The 25,904-nt window shown below is 67.8% G+C and carries 23 protein-coding genes and 1 pseudogene; 14 read left to right on the plus strand and 10 right to left on the minus strand.

Annotation, left to right across the window (positions count from 1 at the left end; translation table 11 throughout):
* Position 1: 1 nt before the first annotated feature.
* Together secD and yajC are read right to left on the minus strand one after the other, a co-directional pair.
* Complete coding sequence (gene secD, locus ACZ5CM_RS09665; RefSeq protein WP_464638064.1) at positions 2-1,663, minus strand: protein translocase subunit SecD; 1,662 nt, start codon at positions 1,661-1,663, stop codon at positions 2-4.
* A 33-nt stretch (positions 1,664-1,696) separates the two neighbouring features.
* Positions 1,697-1,981 (minus strand): preprotein translocase subunit YajC, encoded by a 285-nt coding sequence (gene yajC / locus ACZ5CM_RS09670; protein WP_464638066.1) that lies wholly within the window; start codon positions 1,979-1,981, stop codon positions 1,697-1,699.
* Between the two features lie 358 nt (positions 1,982-2,339).
* Here yajC and serS point away from each other — a divergent pair, with 358 nt between their 5' ends.
* The gene (gene serS / locus ACZ5CM_RS09675; protein WP_464638068.1) at positions 2,340-3,632 is read left to right on the plus strand and encodes a serine--tRNA ligase; all 1,293 of its coding nucleotides are present in this window, start codon (positions 2,340-2,342) and stop codon (positions 3,630-3,632) included.
* Positions 3,633-3,653: 21 nt separating this feature from the next.
* On the opposite strand, the gene ACZ5CM_RS09680 is transcribed toward serS, so the two are convergent.
* The 5 genes from ACZ5CM_RS09680 to ACZ5CM_RS09700 all read right to left on the minus strand — a co-directional run bounded on the left by ACZ5CM_RS09680 (position 3,654) and on the right by ACZ5CM_RS09700 (position 8,429).
* Positions 3,654-4,382: a helix-hairpin-helix domain-containing protein gene (locus ACZ5CM_RS09680; RefSeq protein ID WP_464638070.1), complete on the minus strand. Its 729-nt coding sequence runs from the start codon at positions 4,380-4,382 to the stop codon at positions 3,654-3,656.
* Between the two features lie 82 nt (positions 4,383-4,464).
* Complete coding sequence (locus ACZ5CM_RS09685) at positions 4,465-5,466, minus strand: fatty acid desaturase (protein WP_464642565.1); 1,002 nt, start codon at positions 5,464-5,466, stop codon at positions 4,465-4,467.
* A gap of 120 nt (positions 5,467-5,586) precedes the next feature.
* Entirely contained in the window at positions 5,587-6,000 is a 414-nt protein-coding gene (locus tag ACZ5CM_RS09690) for a Fur family transcriptional regulator (RefSeq protein WP_464638072.1), read from the minus strand.
* A gap of 154 nt (positions 6,001-6,154) precedes the next feature.
* Positions 6,155-6,874, minus strand: a complete 720-nt coding sequence (locus ACZ5CM_RS09695; RefSeq protein ID WP_464638074.1) for an endonuclease/exonuclease/phosphatase family protein — start codon at positions 6,872-6,874, stop codon at positions 6,155-6,157.
* A 136-nt stretch (positions 6,875-7,010) separates the two neighbouring features.
* Positions 7,011-8,429 (minus strand): protein adenylyltransferase SelO, encoded by a 1,419-nt coding sequence (locus tag ACZ5CM_RS09700; RefSeq protein ID WP_464638076.1) that lies wholly within the window; start codon positions 8,427-8,429, stop codon positions 7,011-7,013.
* A gap of 152 nt (positions 8,430-8,581) precedes the next feature.
* Between ACZ5CM_RS09700 and ACZ5CM_RS09705 the strand changes: the two genes are divergently transcribed.
* The 3 genes from ACZ5CM_RS09705 to ACZ5CM_RS09715 all read left to right on the plus strand — a co-directional run bounded on the left by ACZ5CM_RS09705 (position 8,582) and on the right by ACZ5CM_RS09715 (position 12,033).
* On the plus strand, positions 8,582-10,402 hold the full coding sequence (locus tag ACZ5CM_RS09705) for a M3 family oligoendopeptidase (protein ID WP_464638078.1): 1,821 nt from the start codon (positions 8,582-8,584) through the stop codon (positions 10,400-10,402).
* A gap of 7 nt (positions 10,403-10,409) precedes the next feature.
* The gene (locus tag ACZ5CM_RS09710; protein WP_464638080.1) at positions 10,410-10,652 is read left to right on the plus strand and encodes a hypothetical protein; all 243 of its coding nucleotides are present in this window, start codon (positions 10,410-10,412) and stop codon (positions 10,650-10,652) included.
* A 205-nt stretch (positions 10,653-10,857) separates the two neighbouring features.
* On the plus strand, positions 10,858-12,033 hold the full coding sequence (locus ACZ5CM_RS09715) for a dipeptidase (protein WP_464638082.1): 1,176 nt from the start codon (positions 10,858-10,860) through the stop codon (positions 12,031-12,033).
* Positions 12,034-12,226: 193 nt separating this feature from the next.
* Here ACZ5CM_RS09715 and ACZ5CM_RS09720 read toward each other — a convergent pair whose 3' ends face one another.
* Together ACZ5CM_RS09720 and ACZ5CM_RS09725 are read right to left on the minus strand one after the other, a co-directional pair.
* On the minus strand, positions 12,227-12,985 hold the full coding sequence (locus tag ACZ5CM_RS09720; RefSeq protein WP_464638084.1) for an FG-GAP repeat domain-containing protein: 759 nt from the start codon (positions 12,983-12,985) through the stop codon (positions 12,227-12,229).
* The gene (locus ACZ5CM_RS09725) at positions 12,985-13,308 is read right to left on the minus strand and encodes a 2Fe-2S iron-sulfur cluster-binding protein (RefSeq protein ID WP_464638086.1); all 324 of its coding nucleotides are present in this window, start codon (positions 13,306-13,308) and stop codon (positions 12,985-12,987) included. The genes ACZ5CM_RS09720 and ACZ5CM_RS09725 overlap by 1 nt, the downstream gene beginning before the upstream one ends.
* Before the next feature lie 128 nt (positions 13,309-13,436).
* Between ACZ5CM_RS09725 and ACZ5CM_RS09730 the strand changes: the two genes are divergently transcribed.
* Positions 13,437-13,826: an OB-fold nucleic acid binding domain-containing protein gene (locus ACZ5CM_RS09730; protein ID WP_464638088.1), complete on the plus strand. Its 390-nt coding sequence runs from the start codon at positions 13,437-13,439 to the stop codon at positions 13,824-13,826.
* Between the two features lie 50 nt (positions 13,827-13,876).
* Positions 13,877-14,413 (plus strand): peptidoglycan-binding domain-containing protein, encoded by a 537-nt coding sequence (locus ACZ5CM_RS09735; protein ID WP_464638090.1) that lies wholly within the window; start codon positions 13,877-13,879, stop codon positions 14,411-14,413.
* Positions 14,414-14,430: 17 nt separating this feature from the next.
* Here the strand turns inward: ACZ5CM_RS09735 and ACZ5CM_RS09740 are convergent, their stop codons facing one another.
* Positions 14,431-15,336: a LysR family transcriptional regulator gene (locus tag ACZ5CM_RS09740; protein WP_464638092.1), complete on the minus strand. Its 906-nt coding sequence runs from the start codon at positions 15,334-15,336 to the stop codon at positions 14,431-14,433.
* A gap of 94 nt (positions 15,337-15,430) precedes the next feature.
* On the opposite strand from ACZ5CM_RS09740, the gene metF reads away from it, so the two are divergent.
* The 8 genes and pseudogenes from metF to ACZ5CM_RS09780 all read left to right on the plus strand — a co-directional run bounded on the left by metF (position 15,431) and on the right by ACZ5CM_RS09780 (position 25,903).
* Positions 15,431-16,300, plus strand: coding sequence for a methylenetetrahydrofolate reductase [NAD(P)H] (gene metF / locus ACZ5CM_RS09745; RefSeq protein WP_464638094.1), 870 nt, complete (start codon positions 15,431-15,433; stop codon positions 16,298-16,300).
* A 156-nt stretch (positions 16,301-16,456) separates the two neighbouring features.
* On the plus strand, positions 16,457-17,338 hold the full coding sequence (locus ACZ5CM_RS09750; RefSeq protein WP_464638096.1) for a LysR family transcriptional regulator: 882 nt from the start codon (positions 16,457-16,459) through the stop codon (positions 17,336-17,338).
* A 134-nt stretch (positions 17,339-17,472) separates the two neighbouring features.
* Entirely contained in the window at positions 17,473-18,312 is an 840-nt protein-coding gene (locus tag ACZ5CM_RS09755; protein ID WP_464638098.1) for a putative hydro-lyase, read from the plus strand.
* A gap of 43 nt (positions 18,313-18,355) precedes the next feature.
* Complete coding sequence (locus ACZ5CM_RS09760; protein WP_464638100.1) at positions 18,356-19,414, plus strand: TRAP transporter substrate-binding protein; 1,059 nt, start codon at positions 18,356-18,358, stop codon at positions 19,412-19,414.
* Positions 19,415-19,510: 96 nt separating this feature from the next.
* Positions 19,511-20,098 (plus strand): TRAP transporter small permease subunit, encoded by a 588-nt coding sequence (locus tag ACZ5CM_RS09765; protein ID WP_464638102.1) that lies wholly within the window; start codon positions 19,511-19,513, stop codon positions 20,096-20,098.
* 4 nt (positions 20,099-20,102) lie between these two features.
* Positions 20,103-21,390, plus strand: a pseudogene (locus ACZ5CM_RS09770) (TRAP transporter large permease).
* A gap of 76 nt (positions 21,391-21,466) precedes the next feature.
* On the plus strand, positions 21,467-25,087 hold the full coding sequence (locus ACZ5CM_RS09775; RefSeq protein ID WP_464638104.1) for a hydantoinase B/oxoprolinase family protein: 3,621 nt from the start codon (positions 21,467-21,469) through the stop codon (positions 25,085-25,087).
* Between the two features lie 9 nt (positions 25,088-25,096).
* Positions 25,097-25,903 (plus strand): hypothetical protein, encoded by an 807-nt coding sequence (locus ACZ5CM_RS09780; protein WP_464638107.1) that lies wholly within the window; start codon positions 25,097-25,099, stop codon positions 25,901-25,903.
* The last annotated feature ends 1 nt before the right edge of the window (position 25,904 follow it).

Here is a 25,904-nt window from a genome sequence, read left to right on the forward strand (position 1 = left end):
GTCATACCTCGATCGTTTTCGGGCGGCGGCGTTCGAACCACATCGCGATCAGCAGCCGCGTCACGAAGATCGCGGTGAAGACCGAGGTGATGATGCCCAGACCCAGGGTGATGGCGAACCCGCGCACCGGGCCCGAGCCCATGGAGAACAGGATCACCGCGGTGATCAGCGTGGTGATGTTGGCGTCCAGAATGGCCGAAAGCGCCTTCTCGAAACCCAGTTCGATGGCGCGGGCCGGCCCCTTGGCGGTTTTCAGCTCTTCCCGAATGCGCTCGAAGATCAGCACGTTGGCATCCACCGCCATGCCCACCGTCAGAACGATCCCGGCAATGCCGGGCAATGTCAGGGTGCCACCGATGACCGAGAGCATCCCGAAGACCAGCGCCACGTTGAGGATCAGCGCCACATTGGCGAAGATGCCGAACAGGCCGTAGGACAGCACCATGAAGGCGATCACCGCGACGAAGGCGACCACCGTGGCGATCTTGCCAGCCTCGATGCTGTCCTGCCCCAGTTCCGGCCCGATCGTCCGCTCTTCCAGGAATTCCAGCCCCGCCGGCAGGGCGCCGGCGCGCAGCAGCACCGCTAGCTTGGTGCTGCTTTCGATGGTGAAGTTGCCGGTGATGATCCCCGACCCCCCGGGGATGTGCGACTGGATCACCGGCGCGCTGATCACCTCGTCATCGAGGACGATGGCAAAGGGGCTGCCGATATTGTCGCGGGTGTAGTCGCCGAACCGGCGCGCACCGGTGGTGTCGAAGCGGAAGCTGACCGCCGGGCGCCCGTTCTGGTCGAAGGAGGGCTGGGCATCCACCAGATCCTCGCCGGTCACCACGGGGGCGGCCTCGATGACGTAATAGACGCCCTCCTCGTCCAGCGACGGCACCACCTTCTGCCCCGGTTCGGCCCGCACGTTCGGCGAATTGGAGCGCGTGATCACCGGGTTGAAGGTCAGCCGCGCAGTGGTGCCGATGATCGCCTTGAGCTCGGCCGCGCTTCCGATGCCGGGCACTTCGATCAGGATGCGCCGCGCCCCCTGGCGCTGGATGGTGGGTTCGCGGGTGCCGACCTCGTCGATACGCCGGCGGACGATCTCCAGCGCCTGGCGGACGGTGCGGTCGTCGGTGGCCTGCTTTTCGGCCTCGGACAGGGTGACGACGATGGCATCGCCGTCGATTCGCACGTCGATGTCCTTGGCCCCCACCCCGGTCAGCCCCTGCACCGGGCGGGCGAGGCCGCGGACGATCTCAAGCGCCCGGCGCATGCCTTCGGGCTTGCCGATACGGATGCGCAGTTCCTCGGGCGAAGAGGGCAGCAGGCGCACGGTGCCGATGGTGGCACGTTCCGGGCGCAGCGCGTCGCGGATTTCGGGCCACATGGCCTCCAGCCGGGCCTTGTACACGTCCTCGACCTTGACCTCGGCCAGAAGATGCGCGCCACCGCGCAGGTCCAGCCCGAGATTGACCAGATCCGAGGGCAGCCAGGCCGGCCAGAGCGCTGCCTTTTGGCGCATCTCGGGGGTGTCGATGCCCTTTTCGATGGCCGCGCGGGCATCGTTGGCCTGCTCGACCCGGGTGTAGAACACGTTGGGCAGGGCAAGGACCACGCCCGTCAGGCATACGAGCCAGATCAGCACCCGCTTCCAGGTATCAATTTGCAGCATGGGCCTGCCTTCCGAATGCGGCGACCGAGCGGATCACTTGGCCGGTTCGGTCTTGTTCAGCACCTGCGCGATGGTTGCCTTGACCACCCGCACCTTGACCCCGTCGGCGATCTCGACCTCGATTTCGCCGTCTTCCTTGACCTTCGACACCTTGCCGATGATGCCGCCCTGGGTCACCACCTGGTCGCCGCGGCGCAGGGCATCGACCATGGCCTGGTGCTCCTTCGCCTTCTTCTGCTGCGGTCGGATCAGCAGGAAATACATGATTGCGAAGATCAGGATGAGCGGGAGAAACTGGGCGATGGCGCCACCTTCCATGGGATTTTCCTCTTTTTCGGGAGAGGCCGAAGACCGGCCCCGCGAATTTGGCGCGAACCTATGTGCGCGCGGCGGGGTTTGCAAGCCGGGGAATGACGGAACGTGGGCGATATGGGCCTGTCGGGGACGGCGGGCGCGAGGAATGGAGGGGGATGCAAGGGGGCTCTGCCCCCTCGGCCCTGCGGGCCTCACCCCCGGAGTATTTGCGGCAAGAGGAAGGGGCCGGGGTTCGGCGGGTGATCGCGGGTTGGTCCCCGGAGCAGTGTGAATGCCAGGTCTACCATGCGACGGCGGGTTGGGGCATAAGGCGCCGGAACGACTCATCCCGACGATTCATTCTGCCCGAGGATCCGAGCCCATGCACGACATTCGCGCCATCCGGGAAAACCCGCAGGCCTTCGACGCAGCCCTTGCCCGGCGCGGCGAAGCGCCCGCCGCGGCCGAAATCCTGGCACTCGACGAGGCGCGGCGCGCGCGCATCGCGGCGGCCGAGGCAGCAAAGGCCGAACAGAACCGCGCTGCAAAGGCGATCGGCGCGGCAAAGGCGCGCGGGGACGAAGAGGAATTCCAGCGCCTGCGCAACGAAGTGGCCGCGAAAAAGGCCGAGGTCGCGGCCATGCAGGCCGAGGCGCGCGATCTGGACGCGCAGCTGCAGGAAAGGCTGATGTGGATCCCCAACGCCCCGGCCGAGGACGTGCCCGAGGGCAAGGACGAAGACGACAACGTGGAAATCCGCCGCTGGGGCACGCCGCGCACCTTCGATTTCGCGCCCCTTGAACATTTCGACATCGCCGGCGCCCGGGCGGGTCTGGATTTCGAAACCGCTGCGAAGCTTTCCGGGGCGCGCTTCGTGGTGCTGCGCGGCGCGGTGGCGCGCGTTCACCGGGCGCTGTCACAGTTCATGCTGGACACCCACATCACCGAGAACGGCCTGACCGAGGTCAACGGCCCGGTGCTGGTCCTGCCCGAAGCGATGCGCGGCACCGGGCAATTGCCGAAATTCACCGAGGACAGCTATCGCACCACCGACGACTGGTGGCTGATCCCGACTTCGGAGGTGACGCTGACCAATACCGTGGCCGGCGACATCCTGGAGGAGGCGGCGCTGCCCATCCGGCTGACCGCGCACAGCCTGTGTTTCCGCTCCGAGGCCGGCAGCGCCGGCAAGGACACCCGCGGGATGCTGCGCCAGCACCAGTTCGAAAAGGTCGAGATGGTCTCGATCACCCGTCCTGACGCGTCCGACGAGGAACAGCAGCGGATGCTGCGCTGTGCCGAGGACATCCTCGAACGTCTCGGCATTCCTTACCGCACGGTGATCCTGTGCACCGGCGACATGGGTTTCAGCGCCCGGCGCACCTATGACATCGAGGCCTGGCTGCCCGGCCAGAACCGCTATCGCGAGATTTCCTCGGTCTCCACCTGCGGCGATTTTCAGGCCCGGAGGATGAATGCCCGCTTCCGCCCCGCCGGCGGGGGCAAGCCGGAATTCGTGCACACGCTCAACGGATCGGGGCTGGCGGTGGGGCGGACGCTGATCGCGGTGCTGGAGAACGGACAGAACGCCGACGGCTCGGTCAGTCTGCCGCAGGCGCTGGCGCCCTATCTGGGCGGGCGGGGGACGCTGACGGCCGAGGGCGAACTGATCTGATTCCTCCCGGCCGGGGGGGGATCAGTCCTTTTTCTTCGCCTTCTTCTTTTTCCCGGCCTTCTTGCGGCGCAGCTTGAGCGCCTTCTTCCTGAGCTTTTCGGCCTTCTTGAGGGCCTTCTTGCGCGCCTCTTCGAATTCGCGGGCCAGCTGTTCGGCGCGGGCGGCGGCCTTGCGCGCCTTCTCCCGGGCCTTTTCCGCCCGGCGGGTCTGGAGTTCCGCCTCCTTTTCGCGCTTGCGGGCCCGGGTTTCGGCCTTGAGCGCGCGGCGGGCTGCCTTGGCGGCCTCCTTGGCGGCGGCCTTGCGCGCGGCGCGCGCGGCCAGCGGATCCGCCTCCGCCCCGGGGGCGCGCGGATCGGCAGCCGGCGATTCGGCCCCCGGTTTCGGGAACTTCGAAGCCTTCGATGTCTCATCCCGAGCCGCCTTCCCCTTGCCGGGCGAGCCGTCCGGCGCGGCGCCCTCGCCACCGCCTTGCGCGGCCTCTTCCGAGGTTTCCCTTCCGGCCTCGCCTGCCGTTTCGCCCGAAGGCGGTACCAGCAACGCCACCTGGTCGTCGGCGGCGGGCGGCAGCAGCGCCACATGCTCCTTCGCCGCCGCGATGAGGGTCGCCGCGCGTCCCTTGCCGATCCCGGGAAGGGCAGTCAGCTGTCCGGGGTCGGCGGTGGCCAGTGCCTTCGCCTCGCGGATACCGTGATCTTCCAGCAGCTTGCCCAGCGCCTCCCCGACGCCGCGCAGTTTCCGTATCTCCGTCATCTCTTCTCCTTGCAGCGCCCCGAGGCGTCCGCAGGCACGCCCCGAACGCAGTCCGACCCGCGTCTCGCAACCCTGCCGCGGCCTATGCGCCCGCCTGTCCGGCCCCCTGCCCCGCCACACGCCGCCGCCGGGCAGGCGGGAACGGCACCAGGCGGCGGTTTTCCTCGTCCCAGAGCTTGAGATTCAGCGCCGCCACCGCCTCGCGGAAACCGATCCGGCGCGGGGCATGTTCGGGCGGCAGGCCATAGTGGCACTTGCGCAACCGGTAACTGGGAATACGGGCGTTGAAATGGTGGATGTCGTGCAGGGTGATGCAGGCCACCGCGGTGTCGAACCACCACCCGAAATCCAGCGCCGAGGACCCCTTCAGCGCCGCCTCCTGCGGGTCCAGATGGGGGCGGCGGTCCCACCAGGTATCTTCGAAATTGTGCTGCAGATAGACAAGGAATACCCCCAGCATCCCGCCCATGAGGCTGGCGGCGAAATAGATGCCCAGCCCCTGCCAGCCCGACAGCAGGTAAAGCAGCCCCACCCAGGCGGCGATGGCCAGATTGTGCAGCAGCACTGGCCCCACCCCGAACCGGACCGTGTTCTTCGGCCAGCGGTAACGGATGAAATAGGTGAAGAACGCCCCCAGCGGGATCAGGATGAACGGGTTGCGGTAGAGCCGGTAGAGCAGCCGCTCGCGCGCGCCGGCTGCGTTCCACTCGGCCACGGTCATGGTGTGGATCTCGCCGGTCTCGCGATGAGCGAGATTGCCGACATTGGCATGGTGCAGGTTGTGATTCTGCTTCATCACCTCGAAGGGCGCGAAGGTGAAGGGCGAGAGCACATGGCCCGCGATCTCGTTCTGCAGCCGTGTCTCGAACAGCGCGTGATGGCCGCAATCATGTTGCAGCACGTAAAGGCGCACCGCCGCGAAGGCATGAACGATCATGGCCGGGATCAGCACGTACCAGCGTTCGGCCTCGGAAATCGCCAGCCAGAGCGAGGCAAAATAGACCGCGAAGGTTGTGCCAAAGCTCAGCCCGGCAAGGCGGTTGTCCTTCTCGACGAACTGGCGGGTATAGGTGCGAAGATCCATGATCGGTCCTGAAAGCGGCATTTTTCGGCAATCCGCGAACAGGATACCGCGAATCCGCCCCACGACAACCCGCAGCACCCGCCCGACCCCGAGTGCCCCCCGATCCGGCGCCACCGGCGATCACTTGTTGCGCAGCTTCACCCCGTAAAGTTCCAGCCTGTGCCCGCGCAGCTCGTATCCCAGCCGGGCGGCGATCTTTTCCTGAAGCGCTTCGATCTCGGGATCGACGAACTCGATCACCTCGCCGGTGGCAAGGTCGATCAGGTGGTCGTGGTGCTCGCGCTCGGCATCCTCGTAGCGTGCCCGCCCGTCGCCGAATTCGAGCCGGTCCAGGATCCCGGCCTCTTCGAACAGCTTGACGGTGCGATAGACGGTGGCGATGGAAATGCCGGGATCCTTGGCGGTGGCCCGGGCGTAAAGCTCCTCGACGTCGGGGTGATCGTCGCTTTCCTCCAGAACCGCCGCGATGGTGCGGCGCTGGCCGGTCATGCGCAGGCCCCTGGCCTCGCAGCGCGCAATGATCGTGTCGGGCATGTCCCTTCCCCGGTGATGACGGCATCTTCCGGTGCCATGGTTTACCCGTTCCTGGCCGCGGGGGCCACAGGGTTTTGGACGCGGCGTTCCGGCGCAGGGCGCGGGCCGCTCACCCGGCGGTCGCTCACACGGCGGTCGCTCACTCGGGAGGCGCTCACTCGGGGGCCGGCACCAGGTCGGCCCAGACCGGCAGATGGTCCGAGGCGATATGCGCGGGCCGCTCGGCATGTACGCCGTGCGCCACCGCCGCCAGCCCCGGCCCCAGCGCGATCCGGTCCAGCGCCCCAACCGGCCGGGGCGCGGGAAAGCTGGGCCGGGGCGGCAGGAACCGCATCCCCGGCGCCAGGTGGAAAAGCGCCCGCGCCTCGGACCAGTCGTTGAAATCCCCCGCCCAGACCATCGGCATCGCGGGCAGGCGCTGCAATTCGCGGCACAGGTGCAGGACCTGCTGCTGGCGATGATAGGCGATCAGGCCCAGATGCACGCCCACCACCCGCAGCGGCCCGATCGGGGTTTCGAATTCGACCCGCACCGCCCCGCGCGGCTCCAGCCCCGGCAACGAGATCTGCCCCTTGCCCGTCTCCCTGATGTCGTCTCCGCGCCAGATCACCGCGTTGCCGTGCCAGCCCAGCGACCCCGCCCCGCCCAGATCGGCGACCTGCCAGCCAGCCTCTTCCAGCACGAAATGGGGCAACGCGGCGGGACGCGGCGGCAGGCGCTTGTCGGCCTCCTGCAACACCACGATCCGCGCGCCCAGATCGCCGAGCACGTTGAGGATGCGGCGCGGCTGGCGGCGCAGGTCCAGCCCGACACATTTCTGGATGTTGTAGCTGGCAAGCCGCAGGCCGGCGCCGGGAACGCGTGTCGGAGTCATCTGTAACCGTGTGTAACCGTGATCGGAAATGTCGGGGTTTCCTTGTGTCCAACCGCGCGGCCGAGCGCAAGCGAAACCGCGCCAATTCCGGCGCCCGGGCGGGCGCGGCTGCAAATCGTGCCGCTTTTTCAGGCAGTCAGGTGCCGCAGAACGTCGCCTGCACGACCTCGTCCGGCGCCGGCGGGCGGCGCAGATCGGCATGTTCGGGCTGGTCGTCGAAAGGTCGGGACAGCACCGACAGCAGCCGCCGGAAAGGCGCGTAATCGCCGCCCAGGGCGGCCTCGATCATCTCCTCGATGCGGTGGTTGCGGGGAATGAAGGCCGGGTTGGTGGCGCGGATCAGCGCCCGCGGATCGGGTTCGCCGGCAAGTCGCGCGCGCCAGTCGGCCTCCCACGCATCAAAGGCGGCGGGGTCGGAGAACTGCTCCCGCGCGGCGGCCGTGCCCAGCGCCCGGAAGGTATTGGTGAAATCGGCCCCCTGCGCCGCCATCCGCTCCAGCAGCGCCTCGATCAGCGCCTCGTCCCCGGCCCGTGCCGTGGCCAGCCCGATCTTGCGCCGGAACAGCTCCAGCCAGCGGGCCCGGAACATGTCGGGCATGGCGTGGACGATGGCGGTCGCCTCCTCCACCGCCGCCTGCCGGTCCGGCATCTGCTGGATCAGCGCGGTGGCGAATTGCGCCATGTTCCACACCGCGATGCCGGGCTGGTTGGCGTAGGCATAGCGCCCGGCATGGTCGATGGAACTGAACACCGTGTCGGGGTGATAGGCATCCATGAAGGCGCAGGGGCCGTAGTCGATGGTCTCGCCAGAGATGGCGCAGTTGTCGGTGTTCATCACGCCGTGGATGAAGCCCACCCCCATCCATTGCGCCACCAGCCGCGCCTGGGCGTCGCAGACCGCCTGCAAGAGCCCCATCGGCCCCTCTGCCTGCGGATAGTGGCGGGCAATGGCATATTCGGTCAGCCGCCGGAGGCTGGCCACATCGCCGCGGGCGGCAAAGACCTGAAAGGTGCCGACCCGCAGATGGCTGGCCGCCACCCGCGTCAGCACCGCCCCCGGCAGGGCGGTTTCGCGGATCACCTCCTCGCCGGTCTCGACCGCCGCCAGCGCTCGGGTGGTGGGGATGCCCAGCGCCGCCATGGCCTCTGAGACCACATATTCGCGCAGCACCGGCCCCAGCCAGGCCCGCCCGTCGCCCCCGCGCGAAAACGGCGTCCGCCCCGACCCCTTCAGCTGGATGTCGCGCCGCAGCCCGTCGCGGCCCACCACCTCGCCCAGAAGGATCGCCCGCCCATCGCCCAGCTGCGGGTTGTAGTGCCCGAACTGGTGGCCGGCATAGAGCTGGGCCAGCGGCTCGGCCCCTTCGGGCAGCGCATTGCCGGCAAACACCTGCGCCATCTCGGCCGCCTCGCCCGGGGTGATGTCCAGGATCCGGGCCAGATCGTCGTTGAAGGCCACCAGACGCGGCGCCTTCACCGGCAGCGGCTCCACGCGCGCATGGAAGGCGTCCGGCAGGCGGGCATAGCTGTTGTCGAAGGGGATGTGCAGAGTCATGGCGCAAACATACGCATCAGATGCAGGATTACCAGACCCGCATGAACAGGCCCCCATGACCGCCCTCACCGGCAGGACTCTTTCCGTGGCGCTTGCTTGTGATTGCGGCCTGTGCCGCATAAGTGTGGCGCAAAGGCAAAGGAGAGGCTGCAATGTTCGAACTTCCCTTCCCCCTTCGCGATGCGGCATCGGATGGCGGCGCCACCGCTCTCGGTGATCTGCCGGTGTGGAACCTGGACGACCTCTATGCCGGCGAGGACGACCCGCGCCTGCGCCAGGACCTGGAACGGCTTGAGACCGCCTGCGCCGATTTCGCCCGCGATTACGAGGGCCGGCTGGCCGAGCTGGACGCCGAGGGGCTGCTGACCTGCATCCGCCGCCAGGAAGAGATCAACCGCATTGCCGGGCGGATCAGCTCCTTCGCAGGGCTGCGCTATTACCAGCAGACCACCGATGCCGCCCGCGCCAAGTTCCTCTCCGACTGCCAGGAGAAGATCACCAACGCCACCACGCCGCTGGTGTTCTTCACGCTCGAGCTGAACCGCCTCGACGACGCGCTGCTGGAAGGCCACATGCAGGCCAGCCCCGAGCTTGCCCGCTACCGCGCCATGTTCGACCGCATCCGCGCCATGAAGCCCTACCAGCTGTCGGACGAGCTGGAGAAGTTCCTGCACGATCTGGGCGCGGTGGGCGACGCATGGGAAAAGCTTTTCGACGAAACCATCGCCGGGCTTGCCTTTACCGTCAATGGCGAGACGCTGAACATCGAGGGCACGCTCAACCTGCTGACCGAGCAGGACCGTCCCACGCGCGAGCGGGCTGCGCGCGAACTGGCCCGCGTTCTGGGTGAAAATGTCAAGATCTTCTCCCGCGTCCACAACACCCGGATCAAGGAAAAGGAAATCGTCGATCGCTGGCGCAAGATGCCCAGCCCGCAGATGTCACGCCACCTGGCCAATGACGTGGAACCCGAGGTGGTCGAGGCCCTGCGCGCGGCCGTGGTCGCCGCCTATCCGCGCCTGTCGCACCGCTATTACGAGCTCAAGCGCAAATGGCTGGGCCTTGACCGTCTGCAGATCTGGGACCGCAACGCGCCGCTGCCGATGGAGGACAGCCGCACCGTGCCCTGGGACGAGGCCCGCCGCACCGTACTCGACGCCTATGCCGCCTTTGACCCGCGCATGGCCGAGATCGCCGAACCCTTCTTCGAGCGCGGCTGGATCGACGCCGGGGTGAAGCCCGGCAAGGCGCCGGGGGCCTTTGCCCATCCCACGGTGACCGATGCGCACCCCTACGTGATGCTCAACTACCTGGGCAAGCCGCGCGACGTGATGACCCTTGCGCATGAGCTGGGCCACGGCGTGCACCAGGTCCTGGCCGCCGGCCAGGGAGAACTTCTGGCTTCCACCCCGCTGACGCTGGCCGAAACCGCCTCTGTCTTCGGCGAGATGCTCACCTTCCGCAAGATTCTGGACGAAACCGACGACCCGACCCGCCGCAAGGTGCTGCTGGCCGGCAAGGTCGAGGACATGATCAACACCGTGGTGCGCCAGATCGCCTTTTACGATTTCGAGTGCAAGCTGCACGAATCGCGCCGCAATGGCGAGCTGACCCCCGAGGACATCGGCGCGCTGTGGATGAGCGTGCAGGCCGAAAGCCTCGGCCCCGCCTTCGACTTCATGGACGGCTACGAGACCTTCTGGGCCTATATCCCGCATTTCGTCCACTCGCCCTTCTACGTCTATGCCTATGCCTTCGGCGACGGGCTGGTGAACGCGCTCTATTCGGTTTACGCCGACGGTGCCGAGGGCTTTCAGGACAGGTATTTCGACATGCTGAAGGCCGGTGGTTCGAAGCACCACAGGGAACTTCTGGCGCCTTTCGGCCTCGACGCCTCGGACCCGACCTTCTGGGACCGGGGCCTGGGCATGATCGCAGGGATGATTGACGAGCTGGAAGCGATGGAGTCCTGACCCCGTCATGGCCGGCAAGCCCCACCGCCGCCCTCTGCGCGACCGTTTCGAGGGCTTTCTCGCCACGGTCCGGCGGCGCGTCCCGCCGGGGCTGCGGCTGGTGCTGGGGCTCCTGCTCATCTTCGGCGGGGTCTTCGGCTTCCTGCCGGTGCTGGGCTTCTGGATGATCCCCCTGGGCGTGGCGGTGGCCGCGCTCGACATCCGCCCGTTGCTGCGCCGATGGCGCCGCCGCCGACATCGCGAAGACTGACCCGGTCCTTTTTCTGGCCAGAAATATCCCGGGGGTGAGGCCCTTGAGGGCCGAGGGGGGCAGCGCCCCCCTCCCCGCACCCGATATCACCACCTGCTCCGGCACGGCCACTTTCCCGTGGATCTTTCCGATGCAACTTTCCCTTGCATCGTCCGATCACCCACCTAACCTGCCGCCCCATGCGCAGACGACAGGGAGGCGACAGATGCGGAAATTCGGAAAATGGCTGGGGCGGGCGCTGCTGACGGGGATCGTGATCGGGGCCATCGTGTTCTTCGGTTTCCTGCCCGGCTATGTTGAGGATCAGCGCAACCCGGTGCGCGCGCATGATCCCTGGCCGGTGTCAGAGCGCACCCGCGCGCTGCATGACAGCCTGACCATCGGCGACTGGCATGCCGACCCGCTGTTGTGGAGCCGCGATCTGACCGAGCGCGGCAGCCGCGGACAGGTGGACATCCCCCGCCTGATCGAAGGCAATGTGGCGCTGCAGGTCTTTACCGCGGTGACCAAGTCGCCGGCGGGGCTGAACTATGAAAACAACGACCCCGACACCTTCGACAACATCACCCTGCTGGCCATTGCCCAGCGCTGGCCGCTGGCCGCCTGGAGCTCGCTCTATGAGCGCGCCGCCTTCCAGGCCGACAAGCTGGCCGATTTCGAGGCCCGCTCGGGCGGGCGGCTGAAGATCATCCGCTCGCGCGCCGATCTGGAGGCGGTTCTGGCTGCGCGGGCGCGCGGCGAAGAGGTGGTCGGGGCGCTGCTGGGGATCGAGGGGGCGCACCCGCTGGAGGGCGATATCGCCAATCTCGACCGGCTGGAGGAAAAGGGCTACCGGGTGATCGCGCTGCAGCATTTCTTCGACAACGAGCTGGGCGGCACGCTGCACAGCCGGGCCAATCTGGGGCTGACCGATTTCGGCCGCCGGGTGGTGCGCGAGGTGGCCGCACGCGGGCTGGTGCTGGATGTGGCCCATTCCTCGATCCCGGTGGTGGAGGAGGTGCTGGAGATGGTCGATATTCCGGTGGTGCTCAGCCATACCGGGCTGCGCTCGCATTGCGAGACGCGGCGCAACATTCCCGACGATCTGATGCGCCGTATTGCCGCCACCGGGGGCGTGATCGGCATCGGCTACTGGAAGGAAGTCACCTGCGACGACAGCCCCGCCGGCATTGCCGCAACCGTCAAGGCGGCGATTGCGGCGGTGGGCGAGGACGCGGTGTCGCTGGGGTCGGATTTCGACGGGGCGGTGGAAACCAGCTTCGACAGCTCCGAACTGGCGGCGCTGACCCAGGCGATGCTGGACGCGGGGCTGAGCGAATCCCAGATCCGCAAGGTGGCGGGCGAAAACATGCTGCGGGTGCTGCGGGCGAGGCTGAAGTGATCCTTCACGGCACCCGACCCGAAACCGGACAGCAAACCCCTGCAAGGTTTTTTCGAAAAACCTTGACCCAGGGCGCTTCGAAGCGCCCTGGTCCCTTCTCCACCGGAACATGACGCAATCGGTCAAGCGCTTTCGAAAGCGCTTGACCAAGGCGCTTCGAAGCGCCTTGGCCGGTTTCGCGGTGCTGTCGGTTTCATTCCGGGTTGCGACAGGCCAGCGCCGCGGCAATGCTTTGCGGCCCCGCATAGGGGCCCAGATCGCGCGACACGATCCGCCCCTCGCGCAGCGTCGCCGCCACGACGCGGGTCCAGCCGGCATCGGCCATGACCAGTTCGGGCATGCCGGCGCATGCGCGCACGCCCCCCTGAAAGAAGCCCTCGCCGAAGCGGTGATTGCTGAAGCCTTCGGCCGCGGCCACCGGCACCAGCCCCTCGACGGGACGGAAGTGCCATATGCGCAGGGTCTTCGCCAGATGCGGGCGGTCCACCCAGGCGATTTCCGGGTCCCCGTCGCCGTCGAGATCGACCACCCCCAGCGGCGCCAGCCAGCGGTTGCGGGTGCCGATGAAAGGCGTGGCCGCCATCAGCCCGCCCTCGGTATAGAAGGCCAGCCGCGATCCCGCCTGAAGGTCGCTTTCCACCACCATGACCTCGGACAGCCCGTCGCTGTCGATATCGACCAGCCGCGGCGCGATGTCCTCGAACACGCGGTTTTCGGGAAGGCGGATGGTCACGGTGGCAAGGGTGCCGTCGGGATATTTCAGACCAATTCGCAAGGCACCCCATTCGGCGCCTTCGCCCAGCGCCCCGTGGCCGTAGCGCGTGGTCGGTTCGGTGTAATCGGCGCGGATGATGTCGGGCGCCGGGCTGGCCGCCGCCGTCCCTGCCTCCGCCCCGATCTCCGCAACCGCAACTGGCACGGCAAGGGCGGCGGCAAGGACGGCGCGGCGCATCAGATCTGTCTTTCGGGCAGGTGAACGACCAGACCGTCCAGCTCGTCGGTGACCTTGATCTGGCAGGTCAGGCGCGAGCGCACCGGGTCCGGCTCCCACGCGAAGTCGAGCATGTCCATCTCCATGTCCTCCCTGGGCGGCAGCTTCGCCACCCATTCCTGATCCACATAGACGTGGCAGGTGGAACAGGCGCAGGCGCCGCCGCAATCGGCCTCGATGCCGGGAATGTTGTTGTCGCGGGCGCCCTCCATCACGGTCAGACCGTTGGCCACCTCGACCGTGTGCTCGGTGCCGTCATGCTCGACATAGGTGATTTTTGCCATGCTCGCGGATCCCCTCTGAGGTGTTTCGGGCAACTGTCTAGACAAGGCCGGGCGCGGGGGCCAGCCCCATTTGCATCACGGATATGTGGGCGCTGGACAATCCCGGCTCGTGTTCTATTTTCGTTCACATGACTGCTCCTGCCCCGTTCCGCCCGCACGACTGGCCCCGCCCGCCCGCCTGCCTGGTGGCGGCGCGGCTGGACGAGCCGCCCGCGGGCGCACGGGTCGCCGTGGCCGGGCTGGTGATCGTGCGCCAGCGTCCCGGCACCGCCGGGGGGACGATTTTCCTCACCCTCGAGGACGAAACCGGGGTGGTGAATGTCATCGTCTGGCGCAAGGTCCACGCGCGCTTTCGCCGGGCGGTGGTGGCGGGAAGGATGCTGCGGGTGACGGGGCGTCTGCAACGGGCCAATTCGGTGACCCATGTGATCGCCGAGCGGATCGAGGACATCTCCCACATGCTCGACCTGCTGCTCGACCCCACCGCAACCTTTGCGCCGGCGCACGACTTGCGCTAAGCTGGCCGGAAAAGCGCCGCGAAAGCGCGCCCCACCCACGAGGCCCGAGCATGTCCAGACCCCGCATCAGATCCGGCGCGCTGGCGCTTTGCGCGGCCCTTGCCGGCTGCGCCGCGCAGATCCCGGACCCGGCGGCGCTGACCGAACCGCCCCTGACCCGAACCACGATCGCCGCCCCGCCCGGCGCCGCCCCCGGCACCTGCTGGGGCCGCCATGTCAGCCCCGCGGTGATCGAGACCGTGACCGAACAGAGGCTGATCCGGCCCGCCGAGACCCGGCCCGACGGCTCTGTCACCCGACCCGCAGCCTATCGGACCGAAACCACCCAGAAGATCGTGAAGGAGCGCCGGGAAACCTGGTTCGAAACCCCCTGCGAAGCGCAGATGACGCCCGATTTCATCGCCTCGGTCCAGCGGGCGCTGGCCGCGCGGGGGCTTTACCGGGGGCCGGTCAATGGCGAGATGGACGCCCGCACCCGCGCCGCCATCCGCCGCTATCAGAAGCCGCAGGGGCTGGATTCGGGCATCCTGTCGCTGGCCTCCGCCCGCAGGATGGGGCTGATCGCGGTGGGCCGGCCAAAGGGCTGAGCCCCCGCCCGCCGCGCTCAGGCCCGTTGCAGGCGCCGCGCCTCCTGCCCGGCCAGCCGGATCAGCTCCTGCATGAAGGGCTTGTCCCGGTCCTCGCTGCGCACCGCAGCATAAAGGCGGCGGGTGATCCCGTCCTTCGTCAGCGGCCGCGTCACGTAGTCCGAGGAATACTTGACCTCGCGCACCACCCAGTCGGGCAGAACCGAAACGCCCCGGTTCGAGGCCACCAGCAGCAGGATTACCGCGGTCAGCTCCACCTGCCGGATCGCTGCCGGCTCGACCCCGGCCGGGATCAGAAGCTGGCTGAACACGTCAAGGCGGGCACGCTCCACCGGGTAGGTGATCAGGGTTTCGCCGCGGAAATCCTCGGCCTCGATCCAGGGCCGCGCCGCCAGCGGGTGCTGCGCCGCGGCCACGAAGACCGGCGAATATTCGAACAGCTCCACGAATTCCACCCCGGGCAGATCCTCGGGATCGGAGGAGATCACCAGATCCACCTCTTCCTTCATCAGCGCCGGCATCGCATCAAAGGCAAGCCCCGGCCTGATGTCCACGTCCACATCCGGCCAGCTGCGGCGGAAGGCCTCGAGCACCGGCAGCAGCCATTCGAAACAGGCATGGCATTCGATGGCAATGTGCAGCCGCCCCGACTGCCCGCCCCGAAGCGAGGCGAACTCCGCCTGCGCCGCCTCGATCTGCGGCAGGATCCGCTCGGCCAGCCGCAAAAGCCGCATCCCCGCCGCCGACAGCTTCAACGGCTTGGAGCGGCGCACGAAAAGCTCCACCCCCGCCTGATCCTCAAGCCCCTTGATCTGGTGGCTCAGCGCGCTCTGGGTGATGTTGAGCTGCTCGGCCGCGCGCGCCAGCCCGCCGCAGTCATGGATCGCCTTGATCGTCCGCAGATGCCGGAACTCGATATGCATATCCCGGTTTCACTCATGTTGTTCTTGAGGATAATGAATTTGTCTCACAATGCCGGATATGCGACAAGGGCGCAAATCACGAGGATCAGAGCCCATGACCGTTCCCGCCGTTTCCTTCGAATTCTTCCCGCCGCAGAATCTGGCCGGTTCGTTCCGGCTGTGGGACACGGTGCAGGCGCTGGCGCCGCTGGGGCCGCGTTTCGTCTCGGTCACCTATGGCGCCGGCGGCACCACGCGGGAACTCACCCGCGAGGCAGTGGCGGCCATCCACCAGCATTCGGGCCTGAACGTGGCCGCGCATCTGACCTGCGTCAACGCCACCCGCGAGGAAACCCTGGCCATCGCCCGCGACTTTGCCGCCGCCGGCGTGCGCGAGATCGTCGCCCTGCGCGGCGACCCGCCCAAGGGCGAGGGGAAATTCACCCCCCACCCCGAAGGGTTCTCCAGCTCGATCGAGCTGATCGAGGCGCTCGCCGCCACCGGCGATTTCTCCATCCGCGTCGGCGCCTACCCCGATGTCCACCCCGAGGCCGCCAGCCGCGAGGCCGATATCGCCTGGCTCAAGCGCAAGCTGGACGCCGGTGCCGACGAGGCCCTGACCCAGTTCTTCTTCGAGGCCGAGACCTTCCTGCGCTTTCGCGACGACTGCGCGAAGGCGGGGATCGACCCGGCGCGGATCACCCCCGGCATCCTGCCGATCGAGAACTGGAAGGGCGCGCGCAACTTCGCCCGCCGCTGCGGCGCGCGGGTGCCACAATGGCTGGACGATGCCTTCGAAAAGGCGCTGCGCGACGGGCGCGAGGACCTGCTGGCCACCGCCATCTGCGCCGAACTGTGCAGCGAGCTGATCGACGAAGGCGTCGAGCAGCTGCATTTCTACACCCTCAACCGCCCCGAGCTGACCCGCGACGTGTGTCATGCCCTCGGGGTCGCACCACGCGTGCAGCTTCAGAACGTCGCCTGACACCGCCCCTGCGGCGGCACCCTCCGGCGACCGGACCACGACCGGCCCCGCGCGCGGTCCCGTGCCCGCTTGCGCGTTGAGCGCAGGCGGGGGACGTGTATTCTTCCCCGGCTGTCATTGCCATGCCGACGGGGGTGCGATTTGAAACTCAACCAGTTGGAAACCTTTCTGTGGGTGGCGACGCTTGGCAGCTTCCGCAAGGCGGCCGAGCGGCTCAACACCACCCAGCCGGCGGTGTCGTCGCGTATCAACGCGCTGGAACTCACGCTGGGAAACAGGTTGTTCGAGCGCGGCCCGCGCAGCGTGACGCTGACCGCCTTCGGCCAGACCATCGTGCCCTATGCGGAAAAGGTGATCTGGATGGCCGACCAGCTGCGCGCGCAGTCGGCCGAGGCCGAGGCCGAAGCCGGCATCCTGCGCCTTGGCGTGTCGGAAACCATCGTCCACACATGGCTGCCCGATTTCTTGCGCCGGGCCCATGACATGGCTCCCGGCCTCAGCGTCGAACTGTCGGTGGATGTCACCGTCAACCTGCGCGACGAGCTGGCCGCGCGCAGTCTGGACCTGGGGATCCTCCTGGGTCCGGTCTCGGCCCATGAGATCGACAACCTGCAGCTGTGTTCCTATCCGCTGGTCTGGGCGGCAAGCCCGCGGCTGGGCCTGCCGCCGGGGCCCCATGCGGTCGAGACGCTCGCGCAGCACCGGATCCTGACATTTGCCCGCAACACCCGCCCCTTCGTCGAGATCCGCAACCGGCTGCGGCGCGCCGACGGCCCGCCGGCGCGGATCTCGCCGTCGTCGTCGCTGGCGGCGATCAAGCGCATGGCGGTGGACGGGCTGGGGGTGGCGGTGCTGCCGCTGGAAACCATCCGCGGCGAAATCGAAGGCGGGCAGCTGCAGGCGCTGGAATGCGACTGGCAGCCCTCGGACCTGGTGTTCACCGCCTCCTGGCCGACGGTTCCGTTCCGCCCGGCGCTGGAGCGTTTCGCGCAGCTGGCCGCGGTGGCCGCCGCCCGCTTCGACGCCACCCGCCGGTAACGGGCGTTGTCCGGTGAACCCTTCTTACTGATAAAATATTTTTATCGTTAAACACAAAAACAGATAATTGGACGCAGTGGCAACCCTGTGCAAAGGTCAGCGAGACATCTGCAAGGGAAGGGAGCGTTATCACGATGCGTCCCCGACAATCGTCTTCCGGCTCGGGTCCGGGCATCCCCGAGGCGCTGCGCCATGCGGCGCCGGCCGAGATTCGCGCCCGCATCCGCGCCGGCGAACTGAGCGGGCACACTGCGGGCATGGCGCCGGGCCATCTTCAGGGCAATGTCGCCATCCTGCCCGGCGAGCTGGCCGAGGACTTCTTCCGCTTCTGCCAGCGCAATCCCAAGCCCTGCCCGCTGGTAGGCGTGTCCGACCGGGGCGACCCGGGCCTGCCGACGCTGGGCACCGACATCGACATCCGCACCGATCTGGGCGGCTACAACGTCTTCCGCGACGGAAAACTGGTCGAGCAAAGAGAGCAGATCGCCGATCTGTGGCGGGACGATTTCGTGACCTTCGTCCTGGGATGCTCGTTTTCCTTCGAAGAGGCGCTGATGGCCGAGGGCATCCGCCTGCGCCATATCGAGCAGGACCGCACCGTTTCCATGTATCGCACCAGCATCCAGACCGTCCCCGCCGGCCCGTTTTCGGGCGAGATGGTCGTGTCCATGCGGCCGATGACGACCCGCGACGCGATCCGGGCGGTCCAGATCACCGGCCGCTTTCCCGAGGCCCATGGAACCCCGGTTCACCTGGGCGACCCGGCGGAAATCGGCATCCGCGACATTTCCCGGCCCGACTGGGGCGATCCGACCGAATTCCGCCCCGGCGAGATCCCCGTCTTCTGGGCCTGCGGCGTGACCCCGCAGGTGGCCGTCCGCAACGCCCGCCCGCCCGTCTGCATCACCCATTCGCCCGGCAGGATGCTTGTCACCGACATCCCGGTGCACGCGGCCGCCGACCGCATGACCTGACCCGTTCGAACGATATCCAACCAGACCAACTCGGAGGAGAACCATGTTCAAGACACTGCGCAACCTGGGTGCCGCCACGGCGGCCTCGCTGCTTGTGGCCGGAGCGGCCCTTGCCGGCGGACACCCCGTCAAGATCAACGTCATCGGCACCTGGAACTCGATGACCAACTACAACAACCGCGAAGCGCCCTTCTGGCGCGGCCTGCCCAAGGCCAGCGGCGGGCAGTTCATCTCGACCATCGGGTCCTATTCCGAATTCGGCCTCAAGGGGTTCGAGATCATGCGCCTGCTCAAGCAGGGCGTGTTCGACTACGCCTACGGCCTGCCCGGCTATGTGGCGGCCGAGGACGCGGTGTTCGAAGGCGGGGATCTCGCCGCCGTCACCCAGGACATCGAGACCGAGCGCAAGGTCGCCGAGGCCTATTTCCCGGTGCTGGAAAAGGCCTTCGCCGAGATCTACAACGCCAAGCTGCTGCAACTCTACCCCTTCCCCAGCCAGATCCTCTACTGCAAGCCCGAGATCCGGGGGCTGGCCGATCTGAAGGGCAAGAAGATCCGCGTCTATTCCACCACGCTGGGCGATTTCGTGGAAGGCGTGGGCGGCACCTCGGTCACCGTGCCCTTCGGCGAGGTGATCCCGGCGCTGGAAAAGGGCGTGGTGGACTGCGGCATCACCGGCACCATGTCCGCCTATACCGCCAAGTGGTATCAGGCGGCCGATTACGCCTATACCATGCGCGTGGGCTGGGGGCTGGCCTTCGGCGCCATGAACATGGACAAGTGGAACTCCATGACCCCCGAGCAGCAGGCCGACCTCAAGGCGCGGCTTGACGAGCTGACCGACCGGATGTGGGCCGAAACCGCCAAGGAGGACGACGTGGCGATCCAGTGCCTGACCGGCGACAGCTGCCCGGTTGCGCCCGACGCGCCCACCGGCGGCATGACCCTGGTCACCCCGACCGAGGAAGACCTTGCCGCCCGCGACCGGATCGCCCAGGAGGTGATCCTTGCCCGCTGGGCCAGGCGCTGCGGCCCGGACTGCGCCGAAACCTGGAACCAGACCGTGGGCAAGGTTCTGGGCATGACGGCCAGGGCCGACTGACCCCGCACCCGGCGCGGCCGGCACCCGGACGATCCGGGGTCGGCCGCACCTCTTCCCCTGCCGAACGAAACCCGTCCAGAAGGCGAGGAACCGCAAATGCCCAGGGCATATGAACGACTCGTCGCGCTGATCGTGCAGCTTGGCGGCTGGGCGCTGCTGGCTGCCGCGCTGCTGGTCACCTATGACGTCATCACCCGCAAGCTGCTCAACATCTCGATCGCCGGCGCCGATGAAATCTCGGGCTACATCTTCGCCGCCGCCACCGCCTGCGCCTTCAGCTATGCGCTGGTCTCGCGGTCCAATATCCGCATCGATCTGGTCTACAACCTGCTGCCCGTGAAGGCGCGGCGGGTTCTCGACCTGATCGCCATCGCGGCAACCGCCGGCTACTTCCTGGTGCTCACATGGTTCGCCTGGGGGCTGGTCGCGGATGCCTTCCGCTATGGCTCGCGCGCGATCACGCCCCTGCAGACGCCGCTGGCGCTGCCGCAGACGGCGTGGTTCGCCGGGCTGGCACTGGCCACATTCACCGCCCTTGCGCTGACCGTCATGGTGCTGTGGAAACTGCTGCGCGGGCGCTGGGACGAGGTCGAGAAGCTGGCCGGCGTGCCCTCGATCACCGAGGAGATCGAGGAAGAGCTGGGCGCCGACGGCAAGCCCGGCAATACCGGCGGCGGGGTGTAGGCCGATGCTGGCTGTCGCGGTTCTGATCCTCGTCGCCCTGATCGTCCTTTCGGTTCCGGTCGCGGCCAGTCTCGGCTGGCTGGGGCTTGCTCTGGGCGCGATCTATTCGCGCATGCCCGTGCACCGCGCCATCGGCGACATGGCCTGGGGCACCTCGACCGAATTCCTGCTGGTCGCCATCCCCATGTTCGTGATGCTGGGAGAGCTGCTGCTGCGCTCGGGCGTGGCGGCGCGGATGTATGACGCGCTGGCCAAATGGCTGTCATGGCTGCCCGGAGGGCTCATGCACGCCAATGTGGGATCCTGCGCGCTGTTCGCGGCGACCTCGGGGTCGTCGGTGGCCACCGCCGCCACCATCGGCACCGTGGCCGAGCCCGAGATGGCCCGGCACGGCTACAACGCGCCGCTGTTCCTGGGCACCATCGCCGCCGGCGGCACGCTGGGCATTCTCACTCATCCCGCCCTCGATCAACCTGATCGTCTACGGGCTGCTGACCAACACCTCGGTGTCCGAGCTCTACCTTGCCGGTTTCATCCCCGGCTTCCTGCTGGCGGCGCTGTTCATGGGCACGGTGGCGGCCGCCTGCGTCATCCGCCCCGAATGGGGCGGCCGGCGGGTCAGATACAGCTGGGCCGAGCGCATCGCCGCCCTGCCCCACCTGCTGCCGCCGATCTTCATCTTCCTGATCGTGGTGGGGTCGATCTATGCCGGCTGGGCCACCCCGACCGAGGCCGCCTCGCTGGGGGTGGTGGCGGCGCTGATCCTGGCGGCGGCGCATCGCAGCCTGTCGCTGGAGATGCTGGCAGCGGTATTCCGCGGCACCATGCGCACCACCGGCATCATCATGTTCATCATCGTGGCGGCGGTGTTTCTCAACTTCGTGCTGGCCGCCGTGGGGCTGACCACCATCCTGACCGACGCCATCGTCAGCCTCGGGCTGGGGCCGCTGGGAACCATCCTGCTGGTGGTCGCCTTCTACCTGGTGCTGGGCTGCTTCATGGAAACCTTCTCCATGCTGATCACCACCGCCACCATCATCACCCCCATCGTCGTGCAGATGGGATATGATCCGGTCTGGTTCGGGGTGCTGCTGATGGTGCTGCTGGAAACCGCGCTGATTACCCCGCCCATCGGCATCAACCTGTTCGTGGTGCAGTCGATCCGCTCGCGCGGAGAGCTCAAGGACGTGATGATCGGCGCCACCCCCTTCGTCCTGACCATGCTGGCCATGATCGCGGTGCTGATCGCCTTCCCCGAACTGGCCCTGTGGTTGCCCGGCCTGTTCTATTGAGGCAAATGCCCCGGACACCAACCCGAACCCGCCCGGCCCGGCCCCGCCGGCACCGGAAAAACGGAGACACGCATCCATGAGCGAAACCCGCGCACAGACCGGCAAGTGGCAGTTCTGGATCGACCGTGGCGGCACCTTCACCGATATCGTCGGCCGCCGCCCCGACGGGACCATCGTCACCGCCAAGCTGCTGAGCGAAAACCCCGAACAATACCGCGACGCGGCGGTGCAGGGCATCCGCGAGCTGATGGGCGTGCCAAAGGGGCAGCCGATCCCCACCGACCGCATCGAGGCGGTCAAGATGGGCACCACGGTGGCCACCAACGCGCTGCTGGAGCGCAAGGGCGACCGCACGCTGCTGATCGTCAACGAAGGCTTCCGCGATGCGCTGCGCATTGCCTATCAGAACCGCCCGCGGCTGTTCGACCGCCATATCGTCCTGCCCGAGATGCTCTATGCGCGGGTGGCCGAGGTGCCGGGGCGCTTCACCGCGCAGGGCGAGGAGCTGACCCCCTTCGACGCGCAGGCCGCCCGCGCCGCGCTGCAGGCCGCCCTTGATGACGGCATCCGCGCCGTGGCCATCGTGTTCATGCATGCCTGGGCCCACCCCGCCCACGAGGCCGAAGCCGCCCGCATCGCCCGCGAGGTCGGCTTCACGCAGGTGTCGGCCAGCTACCAGGTGGCGCCGCTGATGAAGCTGGTCAGCCGCGGCGATACCACGGTGGTCGATGCCTATCTCTCGCCGATCCTGCGCCGCTATGTCGATCAGGTCGAGCAGGAGCTGCGCGGCACCCGGCTGATGTTCATGCAGTCCTCAGGCGGGCTGACCGATGCCCACCGTTTCCAGGGCAAGGACGCGATCCTGTCGGGGCCGGCGGGCGGCGTGGTGGGCATGGTCGGCACCGGCGAGATGGCCGGATTCGGCAAGCTGATCGGCTTCGACATGGGCGGCACCTCGACCGATGTCAGCCACTATGCCGGCGAATACGAACGCGCCTTCGAGACCGAGGTCGCCGGCGTGCGGATGCGCGCGCCGATGATGTCGATCCACACCGTCGCCGCCGGAGGCGGCTCGATCCTGCATTTCGACGGTGCCCGCTTTCGCGTCGGCCCCGATTCGGCGGGCGCCAATCCGGGGCCTGCCTGCTACCGCCGGGGCGGGCCGCTGACGGTTACCGACTGCAACGTGATGCTGGGCCGGATCCACCCGGACCACTTCCCCCATGTCTTCGGCCCGAATGCCGACCAGCCCCTGGACCGCGAGGTGGTGGTGGAGAAATTCACCGCCCTGGCCCGGGAGGTCTCGGACGCCACCGGCAGGAAGATGAGTGGCGAGGCGCTGGCCGAGGCCTTCCTGAAGATCGCGGTCGAGAACATGGCCAACGCGATCAAGAAGATCTCTGTCCAGCGCGGCTATGACGTGACCGAATACACGCTCAACTGCTTTGGCGGCGCCGGCGGGCAGCATGCCTGCCAGGTGGCCGATGCGCTGTCCATGAACCGGGTGTTCGTGCATCCTCTGGCCGGGGTGCTGTCGGCCTATGGCATGGGGCTGGCGGATGTGCGCGCCCTGCGCGACGAGGCGGTGGAACAGCCGCTGAACGAGGAAACCATTGCCGCGCTTGCCCCCCGCTTCGCCGCGCTGAGCGAGGCCGCCATGGCCGAGCTGGAGGCGCAGGACATCGCCCGGGCGGACATGGAACTGCGCCACTCCTGCCATGTGCGCTATGCCGGCACCGACACCGCGCTGGTGGTGGCGCGCGATGATGCCGAGGGGCTGAAGCGGCGCTTTCTCGAGGCGCACAAGGCGCGCTTCGGCTTCGTGGTCGAGGGGCGCGAGATGGTGATCGAGGCACTCTCGGTCGAGGTGGTGGGGAAGATGACCCGCATCGACGAGCCCGAACACCCGCTCATCTCCCCGCGCGAGGTGCCGGTCATGGCCCGCCACCGGGTGCATCTCGAGGGCCGCGCCACGCCGGTGCCGTTCATCGACCGCGCCCGGCTGTGCCCCGGCGACCGGGTGGACGGGCCGGCGGTGATCGTCGATCCGGTCGGCACCACGGTGGTCGATCCCGGCTGGCGGGCCGAGGTGACGACGCGTGAACACCTGGTTCTGAGCCGCGTCGCCCCGCGCCCCGAACGCATCGCCATCGGCACCAGCGCCGACCCGATGATGCTGGAAATCTTCAACAACCTGTTCATGTCGATTGCCGAGCAGATGGGCGCGACGCTGGAGAACACCGCCTATTCGGTCAACATCAAGGAACGGCTGGATTTCTCCTGCGCAGTGTTCGACGCGACGGGCAATCTGGTGGCCAACGCCCCCCACATGCCGGTGCATCTGGGCTCGATGAGCGAAAGCGTGCGCACCATCATCCGCGACCGCCGGGACGAGATGCGCCCCGGCGATGTCTATGCGCTCAACGACCCTTATCGCGGCGGCACCCACCTGCCCGACGTGACCGTGGTGACGCCCGTCTTCGACCGCGACGGGCGCGAGGTGCTGTTCTACACCGCCTCGCGCGGCCACCAGGCCGATATCGGCGGGCGCACGCCCGGCTCGATGCCGCCCGATTCCACGACACTGGAGGAAGAAGGTGTCCTGATCACCGATTTCCAGATCGTGGACCGGGGCGTGTTCCTCGAAGCCCCCCTGCGCGCGTTGCTCGGCTCGGGGAAATATCCCGCGCGCAACCCCGACTACAACATCGCCGATCTCAAGGCCCAGATCGCCGCCAATGCCCGCGGCGCGCAGGAGCTGTGGAAGATGGTCGATCACTTCGGGCTGGAAGTGGTTCACGCCTATATGGGGCACGTCCAGGACAATGCCGAGGAAAGCGTGCGCCGGGTGCTGGACGTGCTGCAGCCGGGCGCATTCGAATACCCGATGGATTGCGGCGGCGTGATCCGGGTGCGCATCGACATCGACAGGAACGCCCGCAGCGCGACGGTCGATTTCACCGGCACCTCGGCGCAGCTGCCTTCCAACTTCAACGCGCCTTCGGCGGTGGTCCGGGCGGCGGTGCTGTATGTCTTCCGCACGCTGGTGGATGACGATATCCCGATGAACGAGGGCTGCCTCAAGCCGATCAGGATCGTCATCCCCGAAGGCTCCATGCTGGCGCCGCGCCACCCGGCGGCGGTGGTGGCGGGTAATGTGGAGACCAGCCAGGCGGTAACGGATGCGCTTTATGGTGCGCTGCGGGCGATGGGGGCATCGCAGGGGACGATGAACAACTTCACCTTCGGCAACGACCGCTACCAGTATTACGAAACCATCTGTGGCGGCTCGGGCGCGGGCGAGGGCTTCGACGGCACCGATGCGGTGCACACCCACATGACCAATTCGCGCCTGACCGACCCCGAGGTGCTGGAGTTCCGCTTCCCGGTGCTGTTGCGCTCTTTCGCGATCCGCCACGGCTCGGGCGGGCGCGGGCGCTGGCGGGGCGGCAACGGCACCATCCGCCGGATCGAGTTCCGCGAGGCGATGTCCGCCGCGATCCTGTCCGGCCACCGCAAGGTGCCGCCCTACGGCATGGCCGGCGGCGAAGCCGGGCAATGCGGGCGCAACCTTGTCGAACGCGCCGACGGCCGGGTGGAGGAGCTGGGCCCCACCGCCAGCATCGCCATGTCGCCGGGCGACGTGTTCGTCATCGAAACCCCTGGCGGTGGCGGCTATGGCCCTCCCGATGGCTGAGGCTGGAAATTGACCCTTTCGACCCTGGCCGTCGAGGCGATCGCCTCGGGCGTGATCGTCCTGGCCCTGTCGCTGCTGACCGAATTCGTCAGCCCCCGCGTCTCGGGGCTGCTTTCGGGCACGCCATTGGGGGTGGTGCTGGTCTATTTCTTCGTCGGCCGGGCGCAGGGCGTGCCCGTCGTCGTGGAAAGCGTGCCCCATGCGGTGGCCGGGCTGAGCGCGACGCTGGCCTCGGCCTGCGCCTATCTGTGGGGCGCCGGCGTCACCCGCCGCCTTCAGCCCCTGCCCGCCGTCGCCGCCTGTGTGGGCGGCTTTCTCGCGGTGGCACTGCCGCTGAGCGTGCTGTCCATGTCCACCCTGCTAGCCTTGGCCATGACCCTTGCCGCCACCCTTGCCGCACGCCGCTTCCTGATCCGGCGCAGCCGGGTGCTGAAAGTGGAAAACAGGGTGCGGATGACGATCCGGCTCATGCTCCTGCGGGCCGGGGCGTCGGCGGCGCTGGTGGTGACGGTGATCCAGCTCGCCCGGGTGCTCGGGCCGGAATGGAAGGGGCTTCTGATCGGGTTTCCCATGAATCTCCTGCCGCTTCTCGTCATCATCCACATCACCTACGGGCGCGAGATCGTGGGCGCCATGCTGCGCCACTTTCCGGTGGGACTGGTGGCGCTGGTTTCCTACATCCTGTCTGTTCCCCTCACCTTCCCCGCCTTCGGCGCGACCGGCGGGACGCTCGGCAGCCTGGCGGTGGCCTGGCTTGCCCTTGCCGCCCTTCCGCTGCTGCACCGCCTTGCCGTCCCGCTGCTTCGCGGGCAGTAGC

The sequence above is a fragment of the Piezobacter thermophilus genome (genome assembly GCF_055386745.1).